This is a genomic window from Eremococcus coleocola ACS-139-V-Col8 (genome assembly GCF_000183205.1).
Lineage (GTDB): Bacteria > Bacillota > Bacilli > Lactobacillales > Aerococcaceae > Eremococcus > Eremococcus coleocola.
Map to the genome: position 1 here is coordinate 1 of NZ_AENN01000003.1, position 18,545 is coordinate 18,545.

17 protein-coding genes and 2 tRNA genes are annotated in these 18,545 nt (G+C 39.4%); 14 read left to right on the forward strand and 5 right to left on the reverse strand.

Going from position 1 to position 18,545, the window contains the following annotated elements:
* Positions 1 to 230 precede the first annotated feature (230 nt).
* Positions 231 to 818 (reverse strand): TetR/AcrR family transcriptional regulator C-terminal domain-containing protein, encoded by a 588-nt coding sequence (locus tag HMPREF9257_RS01110; RefSeq protein ID WP_006417633.1) that lies wholly within the window; start codon positions 816 to 818, stop codon positions 231 to 233.
* 139 nt (positions 819 to 957) lie between these two features.
* Here HMPREF9257_RS01110 and HMPREF9257_RS01115 point away from each other — a divergent pair, with 139 nt between their 5' ends.
* From HMPREF9257_RS01115 to HMPREF9257_RS01130, 4 genes are all read left to right on the forward strand, one after another.
* A complete protein-coding gene (locus HMPREF9257_RS01115; protein WP_006417641.1) occupies positions 958 to 1,944 on the forward strand; it encodes an alpha/beta hydrolase in 987 nt (328 codons plus the stop codon).
* Positions 1,941 to 2,792 carry a DegV family protein gene (locus HMPREF9257_RS01120; RefSeq protein ID WP_006417644.1) on the forward strand — a complete coding sequence of 284 codons (852 nt, stop codon included), beginning with the start codon at positions 1,941 to 1,943 and terminating at the stop codon, positions 2,790 to 2,792. The genes HMPREF9257_RS01115 and HMPREF9257_RS01120 overlap by 4 nt, the downstream gene beginning before the upstream one ends.
* A gap of 93 nt (positions 2,793 to 2,885) precedes the next feature.
* Complete coding sequence (locus tag HMPREF9257_RS01125) at positions 2,886 to 3,674, forward strand: alpha/beta hydrolase (protein WP_006417638.1); 789 nt, start codon at positions 2,886 to 2,888, stop codon at positions 3,672 to 3,674.
* Positions 3,675 to 3,903: 229 nt separating this feature from the next.
* On the forward strand, positions 3,904 to 4,851 hold the full coding sequence (locus HMPREF9257_RS01130; protein WP_006417632.1) for a LysR family transcriptional regulator: 948 nt from the start codon (positions 3,904 to 3,906) through the stop codon (positions 4,849 to 4,851).
* A gap of 104 nt (positions 4,852 to 4,955) precedes the next feature.
* Here the strand turns inward: HMPREF9257_RS01130 and HMPREF9257_RS01135 are convergent, their stop codons facing one another.
* Together HMPREF9257_RS01135 and HMPREF9257_RS01140 are read right to left on the reverse strand one after the other, a co-directional pair.
* Positions 4,956 to 5,888: a magnesium transporter CorA family protein gene (locus HMPREF9257_RS01135; RefSeq protein WP_006417645.1), complete on the reverse strand. Its 933-nt coding sequence runs from the start codon at positions 5,886 to 5,888 to the stop codon at positions 4,956 to 4,958.
* 191 nt (positions 5,889 to 6,079) lie between these two features.
* Positions 6,080 to 7,348: a BaiN/RdsA family NAD(P)/FAD-dependent oxidoreductase gene (locus tag HMPREF9257_RS01140; RefSeq protein ID WP_006417639.1), complete on the reverse strand. Its 1,269-nt coding sequence runs from the start codon at positions 7,346 to 7,348 to the stop codon at positions 6,080 to 6,082.
* Positions 7,349 to 7,454: 106 nt separating this feature from the next.
* Here HMPREF9257_RS01140 and HMPREF9257_RS01145 point away from each other — a divergent pair, with 106 nt between their 5' ends.
* The 5 genes from HMPREF9257_RS01145 to HMPREF9257_RS01165 all read left to right on the forward strand — a co-directional run bounded on the left by HMPREF9257_RS01145 (position 7,455) and on the right by HMPREF9257_RS01165 (position 13,031).
* On the forward strand, positions 7,455 to 8,144 hold the full coding sequence (locus tag HMPREF9257_RS01145) for a response regulator transcription factor (RefSeq protein ID WP_006417630.1): 690 nt from the start codon (positions 7,455 to 7,457) through the stop codon (positions 8,142 to 8,144).
* 3 nt (positions 8,145 to 8,147) lie between these two features.
* Positions 8,148 to 9,053, forward strand: a complete 906-nt coding sequence (locus HMPREF9257_RS01150) for a sensor histidine kinase (protein ID WP_006417635.1) — start codon at positions 8,148 to 8,150, stop codon at positions 9,051 to 9,053.
* A gap of 90 nt (positions 9,054 to 9,143) precedes the next feature.
* Positions 9,144 to 9,884, forward strand: a complete 741-nt coding sequence (locus HMPREF9257_RS01155; RefSeq protein ID WP_006417631.1) for an ABC transporter ATP-binding protein — start codon at positions 9,144 to 9,146, stop codon at positions 9,882 to 9,884.
* Between the two features lie 12 nt (positions 9,885 to 9,896).
* On the forward strand, positions 9,897 to 11,876 hold the full coding sequence (locus HMPREF9257_RS01160; protein WP_006417637.1) for an FtsX-like permease family protein: 1,980 nt from the start codon (positions 9,897 to 9,899) through the stop codon (positions 11,874 to 11,876).
* A 270-nt stretch (positions 11,877 to 12,146) separates the two neighbouring features.
* A complete protein-coding gene (locus HMPREF9257_RS01165; protein WP_006417634.1) occupies positions 12,147 to 13,031 on the forward strand; it encodes a fructose bisphosphate aldolase in 885 nt (294 codons plus the stop codon).
* A 158-nt stretch (positions 13,032 to 13,189) separates the two neighbouring features.
* Here the strand turns inward: HMPREF9257_RS01165 and HMPREF9257_RS01170 are convergent, their stop codons facing one another.
* Positions 13,190 to 13,459 carry a hypothetical protein gene (locus tag HMPREF9257_RS01170; protein WP_006417640.1) on the reverse strand — a complete coding sequence of 90 codons (270 nt, stop codon included), beginning with the start codon at positions 13,457 to 13,459 and terminating at the stop codon, positions 13,190 to 13,192.
* Positions 13,460 to 13,606: 147 nt separating this feature from the next.
* On the opposite strand from HMPREF9257_RS01170, the gene HMPREF9257_RS01175 reads away from it, so the two are divergent.
* The 3 genes from HMPREF9257_RS01175 to HMPREF9257_RS01185 all read left to right on the forward strand — a co-directional run bounded on the left by HMPREF9257_RS01175 (position 13,607) and on the right by HMPREF9257_RS01185 (position 15,622).
* Positions 13,607 to 13,679, forward strand: a tRNA-Ala gene (locus HMPREF9257_RS01175).
* A 174-nt stretch (positions 13,680 to 13,853) separates the two neighbouring features.
* Positions 13,854 to 13,927, forward strand: a tRNA-Arg gene (locus tag HMPREF9257_RS01180).
* A 534-nt stretch (positions 13,928 to 14,461) separates the two neighbouring features.
* Positions 14,462 to 15,622 carry a hypothetical protein gene (locus HMPREF9257_RS01185; RefSeq protein ID WP_006417643.1) on the forward strand — a complete coding sequence of 387 codons (1,161 nt, stop codon included), beginning with the start codon at positions 14,462 to 14,464 and terminating at the stop codon, positions 15,620 to 15,622.
* A 153-nt stretch (positions 15,623 to 15,775) separates the two neighbouring features.
* On the opposite strand, the gene HMPREF9257_RS01190 is transcribed toward HMPREF9257_RS01185, so the two are convergent.
* Entirely contained in the window at positions 15,776 to 16,510 is a 735-nt protein-coding gene (locus HMPREF9257_RS01190; RefSeq protein WP_006417642.1) for an alpha/beta hydrolase, read from the reverse strand.
* Between the two features lie 112 nt (positions 16,511 to 16,622).
* On the opposite strand from HMPREF9257_RS01190, the gene HMPREF9257_RS01195 reads away from it, so the two are divergent.
* Together HMPREF9257_RS01195 and nagA are read left to right on the forward strand one after the other, a co-directional pair.
* Complete coding sequence (locus HMPREF9257_RS01195) at positions 16,623 to 16,982, forward strand: YccF domain-containing protein (protein WP_006417636.1); 360 nt, start codon at positions 16,623 to 16,625, stop codon at positions 16,980 to 16,982.
* Between the two features lie 352 nt (positions 16,983 to 17,334).
* Entirely contained in the window at positions 17,335 to 18,486 is a 1,152-nt protein-coding gene (nagA, locus tag HMPREF9257_RS01200) for an N-acetylglucosamine-6-phosphate deacetylase (RefSeq protein WP_006417629.1), read from the forward strand.
* The last annotated feature ends 59 nt before the right edge of the window (positions 18,487 to 18,545 follow it).

Sequence of the window (18,545 nt, forward strand, 5' to 3'; positions counted from 1 at the left end):
ATGGCCCGGTGCTTTTCTTTTTGAGTAAATTCTAGAAGGACTGGATAGACCAGAATGTTTAATATATTTATTTGAATCTATTTGATGAAAAAGTGTAATATTTTGTGCATTGGCAAGATTCAATGTACAAAACTAGGATTCCCTGTGCTTTGCCGTGTTTTAAACCACATCTTTTGTTTTTATAAAGGAGGCGCTAGCAATTAATACTCCCAAAACTTTTTGCAAGAGTATCAAACTTCCACCGACAAGGCCCGCCAAAAGGCTAGAATTAGTTGAGTTATTTCTCTACTGAGTTCATCGACTGACATAGCAAAGTCAGACATAATCCACTGATAAAGAATCGATAAAATGCCCCCAGTAAAAAAGCGGGTGGTAAAGCGGGTATTTTTAGGGAAGTGACGTCCCAAGGCCTTGTATTTCTCGACTTCCCGGTCGACGACCACCATAATGCGGTTGGAAACTTGACTGGACAAGAGGTCATTAAAACGACTATTGAACATCGTTGAGATAAAGCGTTTATGATTATCAATAAAGGCAAGACTTTCGTGGACTACTTGATAATAATAGTCTTCCGTACTTAAGTCAGGGTAGTCTTGAATATGCTTACTATAAATATCGTTGAGGGATTTTTCAATCACATAATCGACAAATGAATATTTATCTTCGAAATGTCGGTAAAAAGTATTTCGCCGAATCAAGGCAGTCTGGCAAAGCTGGTCAATAGTGATTTGGTCAAAATCTTGTGTTTCTGCCAATTTGAAGAAGGCAGCTAAAAGTGAGCGTTTAGTTTTTTGAATCCGTAAATCTTGTTGGGCCATGTGTAAACTCCTTTTTGCACTAGAGTGGCATTTCCACTTAAATTGTTCTTTATCGAACAGTATACCAGAAAATGCTTCTTTTTGCTGGTCAACATCCATGCTTAACTTTGTTACAATATTCTAGAAACGAGGTTTCATCATGACCAAACTCAAAAGAAGGCTGTCCATTCTAGGCATCTTAGTTTGTATATTAACCTTACTCGGCCTAGGCATTGGCAACTATTTTGTAGATTATGCCCTAGTCTATCAAAACGGGGGGCAAGACCGACAAGTCCAATCAGTTAATCCCAACCAGGAAGCAGAAGACAAACAAGTCGATCAGATTAAAGCCCAAGCTGAGGATTTTATCGCCCAAACCTATCAAGGAGATACTGCGGTGAAAGAATGGCAGGTCAAAAGCCAGGACGGTCTTGACCTTGTGGGCCATTATTTTCCTCAAAAAACATTCAGTCATAAATGGGTGATTCTGGTTCATGGGTATCAATCCAACGAAGCAGAAACCCATGCTCTGATTCCTCATTTCCAGGCTGCCGGCTATCATATCCTAACTATTGCTATGCGGGGCCAAGGGGTTAGCCAAGGTGATTACATCGGTATGGGATACCTAGATAAGGAAGACTTGCTTACCTGGATAAACCGGGTAGTTGACCAGGATCCAGACAGCCAAATTGTGCTTCATGGGACTTCTATGGGTGGGGCAACTGTTCTTTTTACCGCTGGCTTAGACTTGCCGAAAAATGTGACCAAGATTGTGGACGACGCGGGTTATTCTAGTGTTTATGATATTTTCGCTTCTGAATTAAAGGCTCGTTTTTCCTTACCAGCCTTTCCGGTTTTGGATCTTTCTAACATAGTAGCTCAAGCTAAGGCAGTCTATTCGCTTAAAGCTGCCGATGTGAAAAAATACGTTGCCAAGGCCCAGGTGCCCATCCTTATTATACATACTGAAAACGATGATTTCGTTCCGGTGGCCATGGCCCATGAGCTTTATCAAGCTATTCCGGGAAGCAAAGAAATTAAAATTTTCCTTAAAGGCGGACATGCCCATGCCCGTTACCTCAATCAAAACGCTTACTATCAAACCTTATTTGACTTTTTAGACCAAGAAAAAGGAGATCAATCATGACAAAATTAGCTATCATTGCTGACTCATCCCAAGACTTGACCTTTGAACTGGCCCATCAATTTGGCTTAGAACTTTTATCCTACCAAATCCAAATGGGTGACCAACATTTCAAAGATTTGGTTGATATCGACACCACTCAATTCTACCGGACCATGCAAGACTATAAGGTCTTATCGACTGGGATACCTCCGATTAATGAAGCTCTCGATCTCTTGGATAAGCTAAAAGCTCAGGGGTATGATCAAGCCTTAATGCTTTGTTCTTCAGCAAAGGTTACGGGGATGCGGCAAATCTACAAAGTCTTACAAGATCAATATGAAGGTATGGAATTATTTGTCTTCGACACGGAACAAATTGCGTCTTCTGCGGGCCTTCAATCGATTTTAGCAGCCCAAATGAACCAAGCGGGCGCGAGTGTCCAAGAAATATTAGCTGAACTTGAACGGGTTCGGCCGCAAACGGATATCTATGCCTTGTTTAGAACCTTAGAATATTTAGTTAGAGGGGGCCGTTTTAATAAATATAAAGGTATGTTAGGTCAAATCCTTAAAATCCAACCCCTACTTAAGATGATTGACGGGGAAGTAGGTGTGATTGGCAAGGTTCGAGGTAAGAAAAAGAGTTTTCAAGCCTTTGTAGACCAAATTAAAGCTGATTTAAAAGGAGCACAACGGTATCGCTTAGCGATTTTCTCTGGGGATAACCAGGAAGAAGTCCTCTTATTAAAAGAAGTTTTGGCAAATGAAATCGAAAAAGCAGAATTAGTGCTTGAAACTCAATTGACCGCGGTTTTAGGTGTCCATGCAGGGCCTAATTCAATTGGAATTGCCACACAAATTTTAGATTAATTCGTTTAATCAGAAGCAGGGTGAAGTTTTTACTTGACCCTGCTTTTTTATTGGCGCAAACTAGGGGTATCTGTCAATGAAAGAAGGATGATTATGGCAATTTTAGAAGTTAAATTTATGTCAAAAGCTTTAATGCGGACTGTGGCGGTCAATGTTTACCTACCAACGGATCGCTTTTCTATGAATGAAGAAATTGAAGTTCCGCTTCCCTACAAGACTTTATATTTACTCCATGGGGTGATGGGCAGTCAAGATGACTGGTTATTAAAAACCAATATTTTAGACTTAGCGGCAGAAGCGAATCTCGCCGTGATTATGCCAGCGGGTGAAAACCAATTTTATGTCGACCAACCTGATGGGATGACCCATTTTAGCCAGTTTATTGGTCAAGAATTAGTCACCATGACCCGGCATATGTTCCCCTTATCTTACAAAGCTGAAGACACCTATATCGCGGGCCTTTCCATGGGAGGTTATGGGGCCTTAATCAATGGCTTAGCGAATCCCCAACATTTCTCCGTGATTGGCGCTTTTTCATCCGCGCTAATTATGGATCATGCCCAAGTTTCGCGCTTAGACCAAGCGATTCCTTTCAAAAATCGGACCTACTACCAGGCAATTTTTGGGGACATTCCCAGTATTTTAAACTCCTATAAAAACCCTACTTTTACGATTGACCAAGCCTTGGCAAAGGGGCAGACATTACCTAAAATCTTTATGACTTGTGGAACTGAAGACACCTTGATGACGGCTAACCGAGAATTTTATCAAGCCAATAAAGATAAGGATGTGGACATTTCACTTCATGAAAGTGAAGGAGGGCATGAATGGCCTTTCTGGCAAAAATCGATCCAAGCTTTTATTCAAGAATTGAATCTTTAATAAAAATAATATCCAATATTACTTTAGTTTTCCTAAAGGCTAAGAGATAAAATGTTTAAAATGGTATTCTACTGGTGAGCTAATAATAATTAAATTTTATTTCTGGCAAAAAACGATGTAAATTTTTATTATTATTATACTTTAATTAGAGTAAATAGCTTGATATAATAAAAATGAAAGCGTTATATTTTATTATTAGATAACAAAATTTGACTAAAGAAGGGCTAAGATGAATTTAGAAATTACTCAAATGTATTATTTGAAACATATTGTAGAGTCAAATTATAATTTGACGGAAGCGGCACGTAAGATTCATATTAGTCAGCCAGCTCTGAGTCGGTTTATTTCTAATTTCGAAGAAAATAATGACTTAGAACTATTCGTACGTAAGTATAATCGTTTGACTGGTTTAACTAGTATGGGGCAGCTGATTTATGACTATATTATTGAAATTATTAATAAGTATGAAGAATTAGAGGCGGCCGTAGAAGAAAAGGCGGCCCAGGCCAAAGAAGAAACCATTATTTTCGGGGCCACTACCACAACTCCGCAGGTCTTGCTGCCTAAGTTTTTTGCTTATTTCACCAATAAATATCCGCACTTACAGATAAAATTAGTTGAAGGCGGCGCAGTAGATATAGCTAAACGGTTCAAGGAAGATGAATTTGAGATTGCCTTCCTAGTTGAACCCCAAGACCTGGAGGTTGATTCAGTGTCTCAAACTCTGGTATACAAGGATGAAATTGCAGCCTTTATGTCAGTGAATCATCCTTTATCTCAAGAAGCTTCGATTACCTGGGAACAGGTGACAAGCTATCCTATCATGAGCTTATCTAAGGACTTTATGACCTATCATAAGACTGAAGTAAAATTTAAAGAATGGAATTTAAATCCAACTTATGCTTATATTTCGTCTTCATGGCATTATTTAATGGATTCATCTATGTCGAGTTCAGAGACCATTACTTTGATGCCAAGTCGGTCCCCTCGCTTAGTTTCTTCTAAAGAGATGATTATTGTACCAATTGAAGATCCGGCTTACTTCCCGGTTTATTTAACCATTAATCAAAAAAATCCTCATTCACCGGGAATGAAATTATTAATCAAAGAATTATACGCTTATTTACCTAAGGCAGACCAGGAATATGAGCAACGTTATCATAGCCCAGCCAAATAAGAAATTAATTGTTATTATTAGATAATTAATAGGTGACTTAGGATAAGTGGTTGCGGATATATAAAAAAAGACGAGTCTTTTTAGAACTCGTCTTTTTTATTATATTAATCTTTATCATTAGGAAAAATTCGTTGTAAGACTTTTTCTACGATAAACCAAATGGCGGCTGAGAAAATAATGATCCCAATCCAGGCTTCATTTTCCTTGGTAAAGGGAAGGGGCACATTCATACCAAAGAAGCCGGTGATGACTGCAAGAATCCCTAATAGGATAGAAACAATATTTAAATAGGTTAAGTTATCGTTCAAATTATTATTTAAGACATTATTATAAGTGCCGGAGAGTTGTTGGAGGATTTGGGAAGTTAGATGGGTCATTTCATACAACTGGTTGGCTTCAATGATGGCATCGTCTAAGTCATCTCTTTCCTCATCATTGAGGCGACGGTATATAGCATGGGCCCGCAATTGTTCTAGCATGGTCCGATTTTGACTGGCAGCTGAAACGAGGTAGACATTACCAGTCTCTAAGTCAGAGAGATCTAGTAAATGTTTTTTGGTGGTTTTTTGCCGAAGGATTGAATTCAATTTGTCCTTATCACGGTCAATTTCTTCCATAATCGGGAAAAATCGTTCGGAGAATAAAGACAGAGAGCCAAATAAGAAAGAAAAAATCGAAGCATCTGGATAGCGTTTCAAGTATGCTTCCATCATATTTAAGATATAGCGATTCTCCTGATTAACAATAGTTATTAATCGATGTTTTTGGCTAACAAAGGTCACCGGAATAGTTTCATAGTGGTTGTCTTCTTTTTCTAATTTAAGCACGTTAAAAATCAAAAGTAGGGTCTTATTGGCGGCATCATAGTCGATATGGGCCCGTTCATTTTTATCCAGGGCGTATTCCATTATTTCTGAGTCCAGATCAAATTGATCGTATAGTTGGGTATGGTCCTGGCCTCGGTCCGTCTCAATCACAATCCAGTAATCCCGGTCATTCATTTGGATGCGGTTAATCATCCGCTCACCTACTTTCATGCTTCTTATTATAAGAATATATTCTCTTTCTGTCAGTAAAAAAGCTTTTACTGGGGATTATAGATTAGGGAAGTTAAGCTCATGGCTTCGCCTAACTACTGGGGCTCTATGTCGCTGTGCTCAGAGAGTCCCAGCAAGAGTCCCAGTAGCTGAGTGAACTTATGCACTCAGCTTTCGCTTTAAGATTCATTTTAGTACTCATAAGCTGCCCAAGCGGCGTGTCGGCCAGCGATAGTGCCGGTAATAAAGGCGGCCGAAATATTGTAACCGCCAGTGTAGCCATTAATATCCATAAACTCACCGCAAAAATATAAACCGTCTAGTAATTTTGAAGCCATGGAATCGGGTTGAATTTCGGAAGTTTTAACGCCGCCACCCGTAACAAAGCCTTTTTCAATAGGGTCAGTTTTATAAGCCGAAATTGGGAAGGCCTTAACCAATTGGAAAAGTGAGTTTACTTCTTGGTGGCTTAGTTGCTTGTAGGCCAAACTTGGATTTAATGGGATTTTGCTTAACAAGACTCTGGCTAAAGCTTGGGGCATCCAAGCCTTAATAATGGTCAGGACTTGTTTATCCCGTTGGCCTTCGGCTTGGTCGCGCAGTTGGTCCTGATTCAATTCTGGTTGCAAATCAATGGTCATGTTAGCTGTGTCTGCCCCCGTCTCATGCAAAAATTGATTGATATGGCCAGAAGTTCGGAGTATGGCAGGGCCGGAATAACCAAAGTGGGTGAAGAGCATATCCATAGTATGTTGGCAAATAGCTTTATGGTTTAAGTCCCAAAGAGTGACCGTCACTTCACGTAAGGCGACGCCTTTAAGTGACCCCTCTTGAATAATGTCATCTTTAGAATAGAGCGGGGCTTCGGTGGGATAAAGTCGACTAATGGAGTGACCTGCAGCTTTAGCCCAGGCATAACCATCGCCGGTGGCACCAGTTCCAGGATAGGCTCGACCGCCACAAGCTAAAATCAATGACTTACAGTAATAGTCATGACCAGACTTGCAGTGGACGCCCTGAATTTTATTAGCCGCTCGGTCAATCAGTAGGGATTCCACCGGTTCCTTGGTTTGAATGGTGACCCCTAATTCTAAGCAGATGTCTAAGAGGGCATCACGGATGGTGGCGGACCGGTCAGTGATAGGAAACATACGGCCATGGTCTTCTTCTTTTAATTGCACGTTATGGTCAGCAAAAAAATTAACAATATCTTCCTGGTCAAATTGCGACAAGGCGGAATAAAGAAACTTACCATTGCCGGGAATATGCTTAATCAGTTCTTCTTGGCTGGTCCGGTTGGTGACGTTACACCGACCGCCGCCGGATAATAAAAGTTTTTTGCCGAGGATCCGGTTTTTCTCTAAGATTAACACTGAGGCTCCTTGTTGGGCCGCATTAATGGCTGCCATAAGGCCCGAAGACCCACCGCCTACCACAATCACTTGATATGTTTCCGCCATGTAATTTCCCACTTTCTTCTTTCTTTCTCTTAGTGTAGCATAGACCTAGATACTTGAGTATAGACTTAAATTAAACATAACAACTTTCAGTTAAGGAGGTTATCCCATGAAAGTGTTAATTATTGAAGATGATGTTGTGATTGCCCAAGCCTTGGCGGACTATTTGGCTAAATGGCAACTAGAAGCAGTTATTTTAAAAGATTTCCTTCAGGTGCTTGAAGAAGTTCAAAGCCAACAACCGCATTTAATCCTCTTAGATATTAATCTACCTTATTTTAATGGATATCATTGGTGTTCTGAAATCCGTAAATTCTCCCAAGTACCGATTATCTTTATTTCTTCTATGAATGACAAGATGGACATGATTATGGCCATGCAATTGGGGGGCGATGACTTTATTAGTAAGCCCTTGGATATGACTTTGACTTTATCCAAGATTCAAGCACTCTTACGGCGGTCCTATGAATTTACCGAACCCCAAGTGGCAGCCCTGAACCGTTTAACTTATGAGGACTTAGTTTTAGACCGACTCCAAGCTAAACTACTATACCAAGGCCATGAGATAGACTTAACCCACACCGAATTACAAATTCTCCAGGTCTTGTTCCAAGCCCAACCGGCCTTTGCCAGTCGTCAAACTATTCTCGATGCTTGTTGGCAGAATGATCAATTTATTGATGATAATACCTTGGCTGTTAATATGACACGGATCCGCAAGAAATTACGGCCTTATGCTTTGGATACCTGGCTACAAACTAAGAAAAATCATGGCTATGCCTTACGTAAGGAGGCGTAGCTGATGATTGATTTTCTCTGGAAGCAAAAACGGAGTCAACATGCTTTTTTTATCAGCCTTATTTTACTCTTAATCATTATCTTTTACTTATATGATTTGGACTGGGCAGTTCTACAATTATGTTTGGGCTTATTTTTGCTAGTTTATCTGATCTACTTAGTCCTACAAAGTATGGATTACCGTAAGGGTCAGGTCACTGAGCAAGAATTTATCCAGCTTCAAAGTGAATTTCAAGCCTACCGCAATCAACAAATCCAAAGTCAAAATGACTTGGAAGATTATTTCTTGATGTGGGTCCATCAAATCAAGACTCCGATTGCCGCTAGTCATATGTTGTTAGATCAAAGTTCGAATGAGAATTCTGGTCTTAAAAAGCAACTGATTCAAATTGAAAATTATGCCAATATGGCCATGAACTATTTGAAGTTAAATGACCCCAGTCGGGATATGGATTTGAGTCCGGTTAAAGTCGATGACTTAGTTCGCCCTTTGCTTAAACGGTATCGTCTCCACTTTATTGAAAAAAATATTAAGTTGGCCTATCAAGTCAGTGACCAGATGGTGGTGACTGAGGCTAAATTAGCGGGCCTTATGATTGAGCAAATTCTAAATAATGCGCTAAAGTATAGCCAAGGAGGGCAGATTTCTATTTTTTTTGATGCGACCAGCCAAGTATTAAGTATTAAAGACCAGGGTCCGGGGATTCCGAGTCAGGACCTGCCTAAGATTTTTGATCGGGGCTATTCAGGTTTTAATGGCAAGTTGGAAGAGAAATCTTCCGGACTAGGCCTTTACCTAGTGGCATTAATTGCTAAACGTTTGGGCCACCAGGTAACGGTTGAGTCTGAGTTGGGCCAGGGTAGCCAATTTAATCTTTCTTTTAAGGCGGCTAATCTTTCAATTATGTAAGATTAGCGGCTTTTTTGTTAGATTAAATAAAGGCAGCTAAGCCCTAAACCTCTTATACTAAGCTTAAGCAAGTTTAAAGGAGGAAGTATAATGTTATTAGAAGTTAAACACGTTAAAAAAATATATCAAAGTGGTCCTAGTCAAACGATTGCCTTACGGGATGTTGATTTTTCCTTAGATAAGGGCGAATATGTTGCGATTATGGGGGAATCAGGTTCAGGTAAATCAACCCTCTTAAATTTATTAGCGACGTTTGACCAAGCTAGTCAAGGTTCAATTCATTTAGCTGGTCAAGATTTAGCCCAAATTAAAGCGGATAAAGTAGCCCAATTCCGCCGGGATATGATTGGTTTTGTTTTTCAAGATTTTAATGTCCTCGATCATTTATCTAATCGGGATAATATTCTCTTGCCCTTGGTCTTGAATAACCAAAAGGTAGCCCAAATGGAAGCTCGCTTAAATGAATTGGCACCGCTCTTAGGGATTGAAGCCTTATTAGATAAATATCCTTACCAAGTGTCCGGCGGCCAACGGCAACGAATTGCCATTGCGCGGGCCTTGGTGGCGCAACCGGATATTGTCTTAGCCGATGAACCTACTGGGGCCTTGGATTCCAAATCTTCTCGCCAAATTTTAGACCTATTTATCCGCTTGAATGAAATGGGGCATACTCTTTTGATGGTGACCCACTCATCTGCTGCGGCAGCGACAGCTAACCGGGTTCTATTTATTAAGGATGGGATTATCTTCCATGAACTATACCGGGGGCAAGCAACCGAGGCGGACTTCCAAGACCGGATTAACCACGCCCTAGCTGTCTTGGCGAAGTAGGGGGTGGACAAGATGACTCATCGTTTATTGTTTAAATTAGCTAAGGAAACCCTTGCTAAACAAAAACAGATTTACATACCATATTTATTAGCTATTTCGGTCATGATGGCCATGCAATATATCATGATGTCTTTGATTAATAATGCCTATATTCAATCTAAACGGGCCGAAGTGACCACCTTGGTGGTAATGGCTGTCTTTTTCTCAGGAATTTTATCGGTGATTTTTATTCTCTATGCCAATCAGTTTATCTTTAAACAACGGCGCAAGGAATTTGCCTTGTACCAAGTCCTAGGTATGGAAAAGAAACATATTGGCCGTTTGATTCTTTTTGAAAATTTAATGGCCAGTCTAATAACTAGTGTGACGGCTATTTGTTTAGGTTATGGCCTCGGTCATTTACTCTTTATGGCCTTGAACCGCTTGATGCGTGATACCGGAGCTACAGTCATGGATTATCCTTTTGATTCTTGGGCGGCCTTGCTGACCTTTGCTGTCATTGTTGTCGTTTTCCTATTTTTAACCTTATTGAATCGCTGGTTTTTAAGTCGCGTGCAGGTGGCTGATTTAATGCATACCGCCAATGCAGGTGAAGGCGAGCCCAAGAGCCGCTGGATTATTTTAGTGGTGGGTGTCGTCACATTGCTAGCTGGTTATTACTTAGCTTTGGTGACGGAAGGATTTATGTCTTCTCTTTTAATTTTCTTTATCTCTATCTTTTTGGTGATGTTTGCGACCTTTGCTTTGATGGTTTCCTTATCAATTATTATTCTTAAGGCCTTGAAAGCTAAGAAAAATTATTACTATGATGCTAAACACTTTTTCTCTATCTCAGGTTTATTGGCCCGCATGAAGTCAAATTCTGTTTCTTTAGCTGGTCTAGCGGTCCTTTGTACCGGCATTATCCTGACCTTTGGGACCACCCTAACCCTCTATTTGGGGATGGATCACCAGGTCCAACGGTCTATGGCGCGCGATTATTCGATTAAATTTGTAGATCGTGGGGCTGATGCTAGTACTAGTCTTCCTGACCAGCAAGACAAAGTAGCGGAACAATTACTTGCCAGTAAAGACCTGAATGATTTAATCAAAGGTCAATCCTTATTTTTGACTATGCTTAATCAAGACGGTGCTTTGATACCCTTAGACCAAGGGACTTCGACCCCTAATAACTATTCGTATGTCGTTGTTGAATTGGTGGATAATTATAATAAAGTTCATGGAACGGATTATCACCTAGAGGGCCATCAAGCCTTGTTTACCTCAAGTCTTAGTCGTTTCCAAAATCAAAAACAATTAAAGCTAGCTGATCAGACTTTTGATTTAAAACACTTAACAATAGATGATATTCCTACTAATTTGGTGGGCAATATTTTCTATTTAGTGGTGGCAGGACCAGACCAATTAAAGCAAATCCAATCGGTCGTGACAGATTTAGATTTAGAAGGAAAGCCGGTCAAAGCGCCCATTAAATATTCACTTGATTTTAATTTAGGGCAAGATCAAGACTTCAATGAAGCTGACCTAGAAGCTTTACAAGGGCCTGAAACTAATCTAGTCTTAACTAAGCGTAAAGATTTATCGCAAGAAATCTATGGCTACTATGGTGGTTTCTTATTTTTGGGGATTGTTGTGGGTATCGTCTTGTTTGTTTGCATTACCTTGATGCTTTATTTCAAACAGTTATCAGAGGGCTTAGACGATCGGGCTAAGTATCAGACGATGAAACAGGTCGGTTTATCCCAAAGTCTAATTAAACAAACCATTCATCAACAAGTCCTTTGGATTTTCTCCTTGCCCTTAGTCGTGGCCCTAATTCATGCCTTGGTCGCGCATAAAATTATGTTCGAGTTGTTATCATTATTTGCTATCCGCAACCAAAAACTATTTTTATTAGGCTACGGCTCAGTCTTCATAGGCTTCATCTTAGTCTATTATATTATCTACAAATTAACCTCTAGTGTGTATTATCGGATGATCAACCAAGAATAATTATAAGACCCAATTTAGCTGCCGCTAGGTTGGGTTTTTTATAGTTCGAATTATTAAAGAATTGCTTTGAATCCCTGATTTTATTATGAAAAGTGAACTCAATGATTTGAGTTCACCGCTAAAAAATAATAGAAAGATCACCTGTTCAAACAAATTTTTATTGCATTTGCCGCAACCTGTGCTATTCTATAACTAGCTTAAAAATTTGTTTAACCATATTTTTAGGTAACTCAGCAATTTTGAGCAATTTAAGAAAAAGGAAGGTTTTGGATGAATAAAGAACAATTGGATTTAATGAAGAATGGTCAAGGGTTTATTGCAGCATTAGATCAATCAGGCGGCTCAACCCCTAAAGCCTTAGCCCAATATGGAATTTGTGAAGATGCATATGATAATGATCAAGCAATGTTTGATCTAGTCCATGAAATGCGGACGCGAATTATGACTTCGCCAAGTTTTACAGGCGAAAAAATCTTGGGGGCCATTCTTTTTGAACAAACCATGGACCGTAAAGTCAACGGTCAATATACCGCAGACTATTTATGGTCTAAACATATTATTCCATTTGTAAAAGTTGACCAAGGCTTGGCCAAGCAAGAAAATGGCGTACAACTAATGAAGCCTTTGGATAAATTACCAGACCTATTAAAACGCGCCAATGAACGTGGTATTTTTGGGACCAAAATGCGGTCAAATATTCTTGAATTGAATGAAAAAGGGATTGCCGCTGTTGTTGAACAACAATTCCAAGTAGCTAAGGAAATCTTAGCAGCTGGCTTAATGCCAATTATTGAACCTGAGGTCAATATTCATGCTGTGGATAAAGAAGCTATTGAAGAAGTCCTTAAAAAAGAATTGTTACGGGGTCTTGAAAGCTTAGGTGAAGGGCAACAAGTTATGTTTAAGTTAACTATCCCAAGTAAAACAAATCTTTACCAAGAATTAGTCAACCATCCTAAAGTGGTTCGCGTGGTTGCCTTATCAGGTGGTTATCCAGTTGACCAAGCTAATGAATTATTAGCCCAAAATCATGGTATCATTGCATCATTTTCAAGAGCTTTGGTCCAAGATTTAAATGTTGAACAATCTGATAAGGAATTTAATGAAAGCCTAGGTCAGGCAATCGAATCAATCTATCAAGCTTCAATTAAATAATTGAGTAGCCATTCTTTCTAAACAAAATTCTCTCAAAAACTCTAAATCTATATAAAAAATAATCCTCTAACCCTTAGCTGCAACTATTGGTTAGGGGATTTTGGTATTAAAATAGCTACCGAGTATTCCGGTAGCAAGCAAATGATAGGTAAAGAATTTTATTCCCAGATTACTTCGTAATAGTCCATGTTCTCTTTAAGTTTTAGGGGATAGTTGGACCGATAGTAACTACATTGGGCATCTTGTTCTAAATATAGATAAAAGTCTTTGGGATAGATGGATAAAATTTTGGAATAGGTATTACTTTGATCGATGATAATCGATTTAATTTCCTCATCGGATTGGAACCAATCTGTCGATAAATGGAAATAGCCACCGGGTGCAATTTTGGTTTCATATTTAAGAATTGAAAGAATATCATGCTTCATTTGATTACCCCCCCTTATTTATTTAAGTTAAATAAATTATAGCATAAAAGCGCTTTCTTTTGTATTAGCATTATGAAAGTACGATAAAAATATGCAAAATTCTCTTGACCCTTTTTGAAAATTTGGGTAAAATAAATTTTGTCGTTTGGGGGCGTAGCTCAGTTGGGAGAGCGCAACACTGGCAGTGTTGAGGTCGTCGGTTCGAGACCGATCGTCTCCATTTATAGATTGTTAGTGGTTTCTAACAAGCTCTGAAGCTTGTTATGAAGCCATTTTTATTTTTGGCCAATTTCCAGTGAATGCCATAAATTACCCTAAATGGCATTCATTCTTGAGAAGATTCTCTTGACGTCATGACAAATCACTCAAAAAGGTATACAATGATTATTAAGTTGTCCTCGTAGCTCAGCTGGATAGAGCGTTTGCCTCCTAAGCGAAAGGCCGGCAGTTCGAATCTGCCCGGGGACGTATTAATATAAAAAGGGACTGGGCAAAAAGCCCAGTCCCTTTTATTAAACTAAAAACCAGATATTTTAGCCCAGTAGTTGAGTGAAAATATGAGCTCAACTACATTTATCCGAGTGCTCCAGCAAGCGAAAATCACAGATTCTCTACTTCTTGTCCGCTCCCTTTTATTTTTGCCATTATATATGCTTTATCATGCTGTATTAATGAGCTTGTTCTTATCAGCTCATAGTCAAAAAAATTAATTTGTAAAAATAAAAACAAAGTGTCAGACTTTTTCTATTCACTTGTTGCACCAAGATAGACCGCTTATTTTAGGAATTAAATCACAATAGAATTGAATATATTTTGCTAAAATTTCGTTTTTATATTGAAAACCTATAATTAAACTGATATATTTAAATCGTGATAATTCAACTCTGGTTTAAATCAACCTAGATCACATTTGTCGTTTTATCTTTGCACTGAAGTTTTTGTATATTGTGTCACTGTTTTGTTTTTAGCGATTGAATATATTTAACTTGAGGAAGTGATGATATGAAAAAATGGTTAAAAGGTCTCTTGGTGTTAGGTAGTTTGTGTCATGGCTTTGGAACGGTTCTTGTCTCAGCTGAAAATAAAGTTTCTTTAGAGGAATTTATTGAAAATGCTAGTCAATTGGATGAGGAAGAAAAAATTGCTGAGGAGGGACGACTCTGGTCAACCTTTAATGTAGATATTCCTGAGGAGGGTGAACTTAAAGGAACGGCAAATGTTGGTGGAGCAATTATCTTTGATCCTAACCAGCTAGAACTTACCCAATTAGCTGGGATGCTAGATTGTCAGGTTAGTGGAAGCTTGCTTGACCAAATGTTTCCTGAGGCTGACGAAACTGATGAACACCTAGTCTATAATATCTATGTAAAAGATCAGATTGGTTATGTAAAAGAAAATGATACCTGGCATGTTGAAGCCATCGAAGATGACATGGACGAAATGGCCAAGGATATAAAAGAATTTCTGGCTAACCGCCACCAATATCTACCTAAAATTAACTCTGATTGGCTGCCTTTTATTGAAACGTATTTTGACTATACCAATGATGGAAACCAAGCAAGGATTGTACTAAAGAAAGATCGAGACGGTCAACAACTCCTGAATGATTTGAAGCCCTTAATTGATTATGACAAGTTGATAAAAGATGGTTTAGACCAATATCTAGCTGACCAAGCTAGCTTAGACGGTTCGAATAATGCCGCAGAGGCAACTGAACTATATAAAGGAATGGTTGACCAGGTTCTAGTTTACATTATTGATCGGGTCAATGACTTCCAAATGACTTTTGATGCTAAAACCTATCGTTTATTATCGGTTAATTCTGATTTTAAATTTGAGGATGATAGTCTGCGTCAATTATTTGCTGAAGTAATTCAAGCTAGCATGGAAGCGGAAGAACGATTATCAGGCTCATCAGGAAGTAGTAGTCAAGGAGAGACTGAAGCCAGTGGTCTTGCAGCAGTTGAAAGACAGATGGAAATGATTCGAGCCATGATACCTGAAATTAATATTAATTTGCAAGCGGGGTATGAAGCATTAGCGACTGGTGACGATGTTAAGATCGAACTACCAAGTGATGCACCAACCTATGACCCAGACGCTGAATCTAGTTCAGACATGGAAACAAGTTCAGAAAATGAATCAGTTTTTGAATCTGAGTAGCTCATCTTAATAATAGACAAAAAAATGGAGCTGGGTAAAAAAGTCCAGCTCCATATTATTTATAGTAGGATACTATCTTGCTTAGATAAAAGAATAAAATTCAAGTCACCCGCTTGCTTCATTTTCCCTGAAAAATTATCTACTTAATCAGTCTTAGTCAAATGCTTGACTGAGGATTTTAACCACTTGCTCTTGTTGGACTTTGGGTGTAATTGTAGCTTGGCCATCGCCTTTTTGCGGACCATAATTACCAAAACCGGCATGATTCCCGCCTTTAATCCTTATATAGGAGGTGTTTTTGGGGAGGCGGTGTTTGCCATCTTCATAAGCATCTTTTTTAATAATTAGGTCTTGGTCGCCAACAAGGGACCAGACAGGAAACTGAGCTTGGGCTAGGTTCGTCTTGTGACTAGGGTAGGCAGCTAATAAGAGCAGGCCAGCTACAGTTCCTTTTTTCAAGCTTAAAGAATTTTGTGCCGCCATGACGCCACCAAGGGAATGACCAGCTAAGATGACTTGACTCAAGTGTTTGTCTTCAATTAACTTGATTGCTGCCTGGGATTCCAAGATAGGTAGGTCAAGATTGGTTTTAAGTAAATAAGTGTCAAACCCAGCCTGAGCCAATTGGAGTGCCAGTTGGCCGTAGGCCTGACTATCAACTAAAGCACCATTATAGAAGACAACCGTTTGGAGACGTTTCTTGTCTGGATTAGCTGGGAAGTAGAAGGCTTGGTCTTGATTTTGGACCTGCTTAGCGGCGGTGATTTGCTGCAGGCTTTCTTGGTTAGCGGGGTAAGCTTGACTCTTTAAAAAGGCTAGGCCGCCTCCAATAATCAGGGCTAGGATAATTAAAAGAGATAAAAGAATTTTTTGATATTTTTTACGCAAATGATAGATCCTTTCTGAGCCTTGGTATAGCATAGAAATCAGACCTAAGACCTTGGTGGTGCACTCTGACCTAGGGTATATTAAAATAAAGTAAAAAGAAAGAAGGATTCTTATGACATTTCTAGGAAATTTAATTTGGCTGGTCTTTGGTGGTCTACTCTCAGCCATCGCTTGGTTTTTTGTGGGCTGTGTTTGGTGTCTCACGATTATTGGGATTCCCATAGGACGGCAGTGTTTTAAGATTGCTCATCTCACACTGGCCCCTTTTGGTAAAGATATCATGCAATCCACAGATAGCGGGTCTCTCTTATTGAACTTGATCTGGATTATCTTTGGGGGCGCAGAATTGGCAGTGAGCCACCTCATATTAGGCTTAATTTTGTGTATGACAATTATTGGGATTCCTTTCGGTAAGCAGCATTTTAAGTTAGCTATCTTATCCTTGATGCCGATTGGAACGCGGATTTATTAGTCGCCAGCTTAGGAATCCTTTCAAAATAAATAAGTCTTTAAAAAGCTTAGCATTTTGTTCTAGGCTTTTTTTGTGGTGTTTTGGCCCAAGTGACTTGCTTTATTCTAATAACCGTAGGAGGCATAGACCCTTAAATCAAAGCCTCTCTTGTTTAGACTTACCCCGTAAATTAAAAGCAATCAGGGATAATAAACCTAACTTCAATTGACGCCATCTAAAAAAAGATTTATCCTAAATATACACTTAAACTACCTCTAATTGATAGGGATAAAGAATTTTCTAGGGGATAGTCTAGGGTTCATAGTAGTAGTAAGTCTTGTTAAACTAATATGATAGAAAAGAAGGGATTTCATTGACAAAATATATCCATGCTAAAGCCATCGTACTAGATACTGAAACGGTTGAAAATGCCTATCTAGCCATAACTGACCAAGGCCTCTTTGGTGAGATTGTAAAAGATCTTCCTGCAGGAGGAGAAGTGATCGATTACAGTGACTACACCCTCGCACCTGGCTTGGTTGATACTCATATTCATGGCTATAAATCCCATGATGTGATGGACAACGACTTTGAGGGGATTAAAGTGATGTCAGAAGGCCTACTAGCCTGTGGGGTTACTTCATGGTTGCCCACGACCTTAACCGATTCGGTAGAAAACTTGAATGCAGTATGTAAGACCATTGGCGATCATTATCAAGAAGTAACCGGCGCCAAAATCCGTGGTATTTTCTTAGAAGGACCTTACTTTACTGAAAAACACAAGGGGGCCCAAAATCCTAAATACATGGGGGATCCTTCTATTGATCAATTAGACCAATGGAATGACTTATCAGGTGACCTAGTTAATAAAATAGCGATTGCGCCGGAACGTAAGGGCGTGACTGACTTTATTAAATTTGCCTCAAGTAAGGATATCCACACTGCTTTAGCTCATAGTGATGCTACTTATGACCAAGCTAAAGCGGCTGTTGATGCGGGTGCCAATATCTTTATCCATACTTTTAATGGCATGTCTGGCTTGCACCACCGTGAACCCGGTATGGTTGGGGCAGCCCTAACGCTGAAAGATGTTTTTGCTGAGTTGATTTGTGACGGACACCATGTTCATCCCGTTGCGGCTGATATTGTGATGAAAACTCGGGGTACGGATGAAACGGTCTTAATCACTGACTGTATGCGGGCTGGTGGCTTGGGTGAGGGGCCATCCCGTCTAGGTGAGTTTGAAGTTGAAGTTAAAGATGGAGCAGCACGCTTAAAAGAATCAGGTAACCTAGCGGGTTCAATCTTAGAATTAATCCAAGCGGTGCAAAATGTGGTCGCCTGGGAAATAGCTTCCTTACCCGATGCTTTGAGAATGGCTTCCTTAAATCCAGCCAAATCAGTTAATATTGATAATGTATGTGGACGGATTAAAGCAGGTTATGCAGCTGATTTTATTTTAGTTGATGATCAAGGCCACTTGCAGGCTACCTACTTGGATGGTCAAGAACGATTCCACGCCTAAGTAATTTTCTTCATATAAATAGCAAATCAGAACCCCAAAAATTGGTCGCTGTGGCCAAT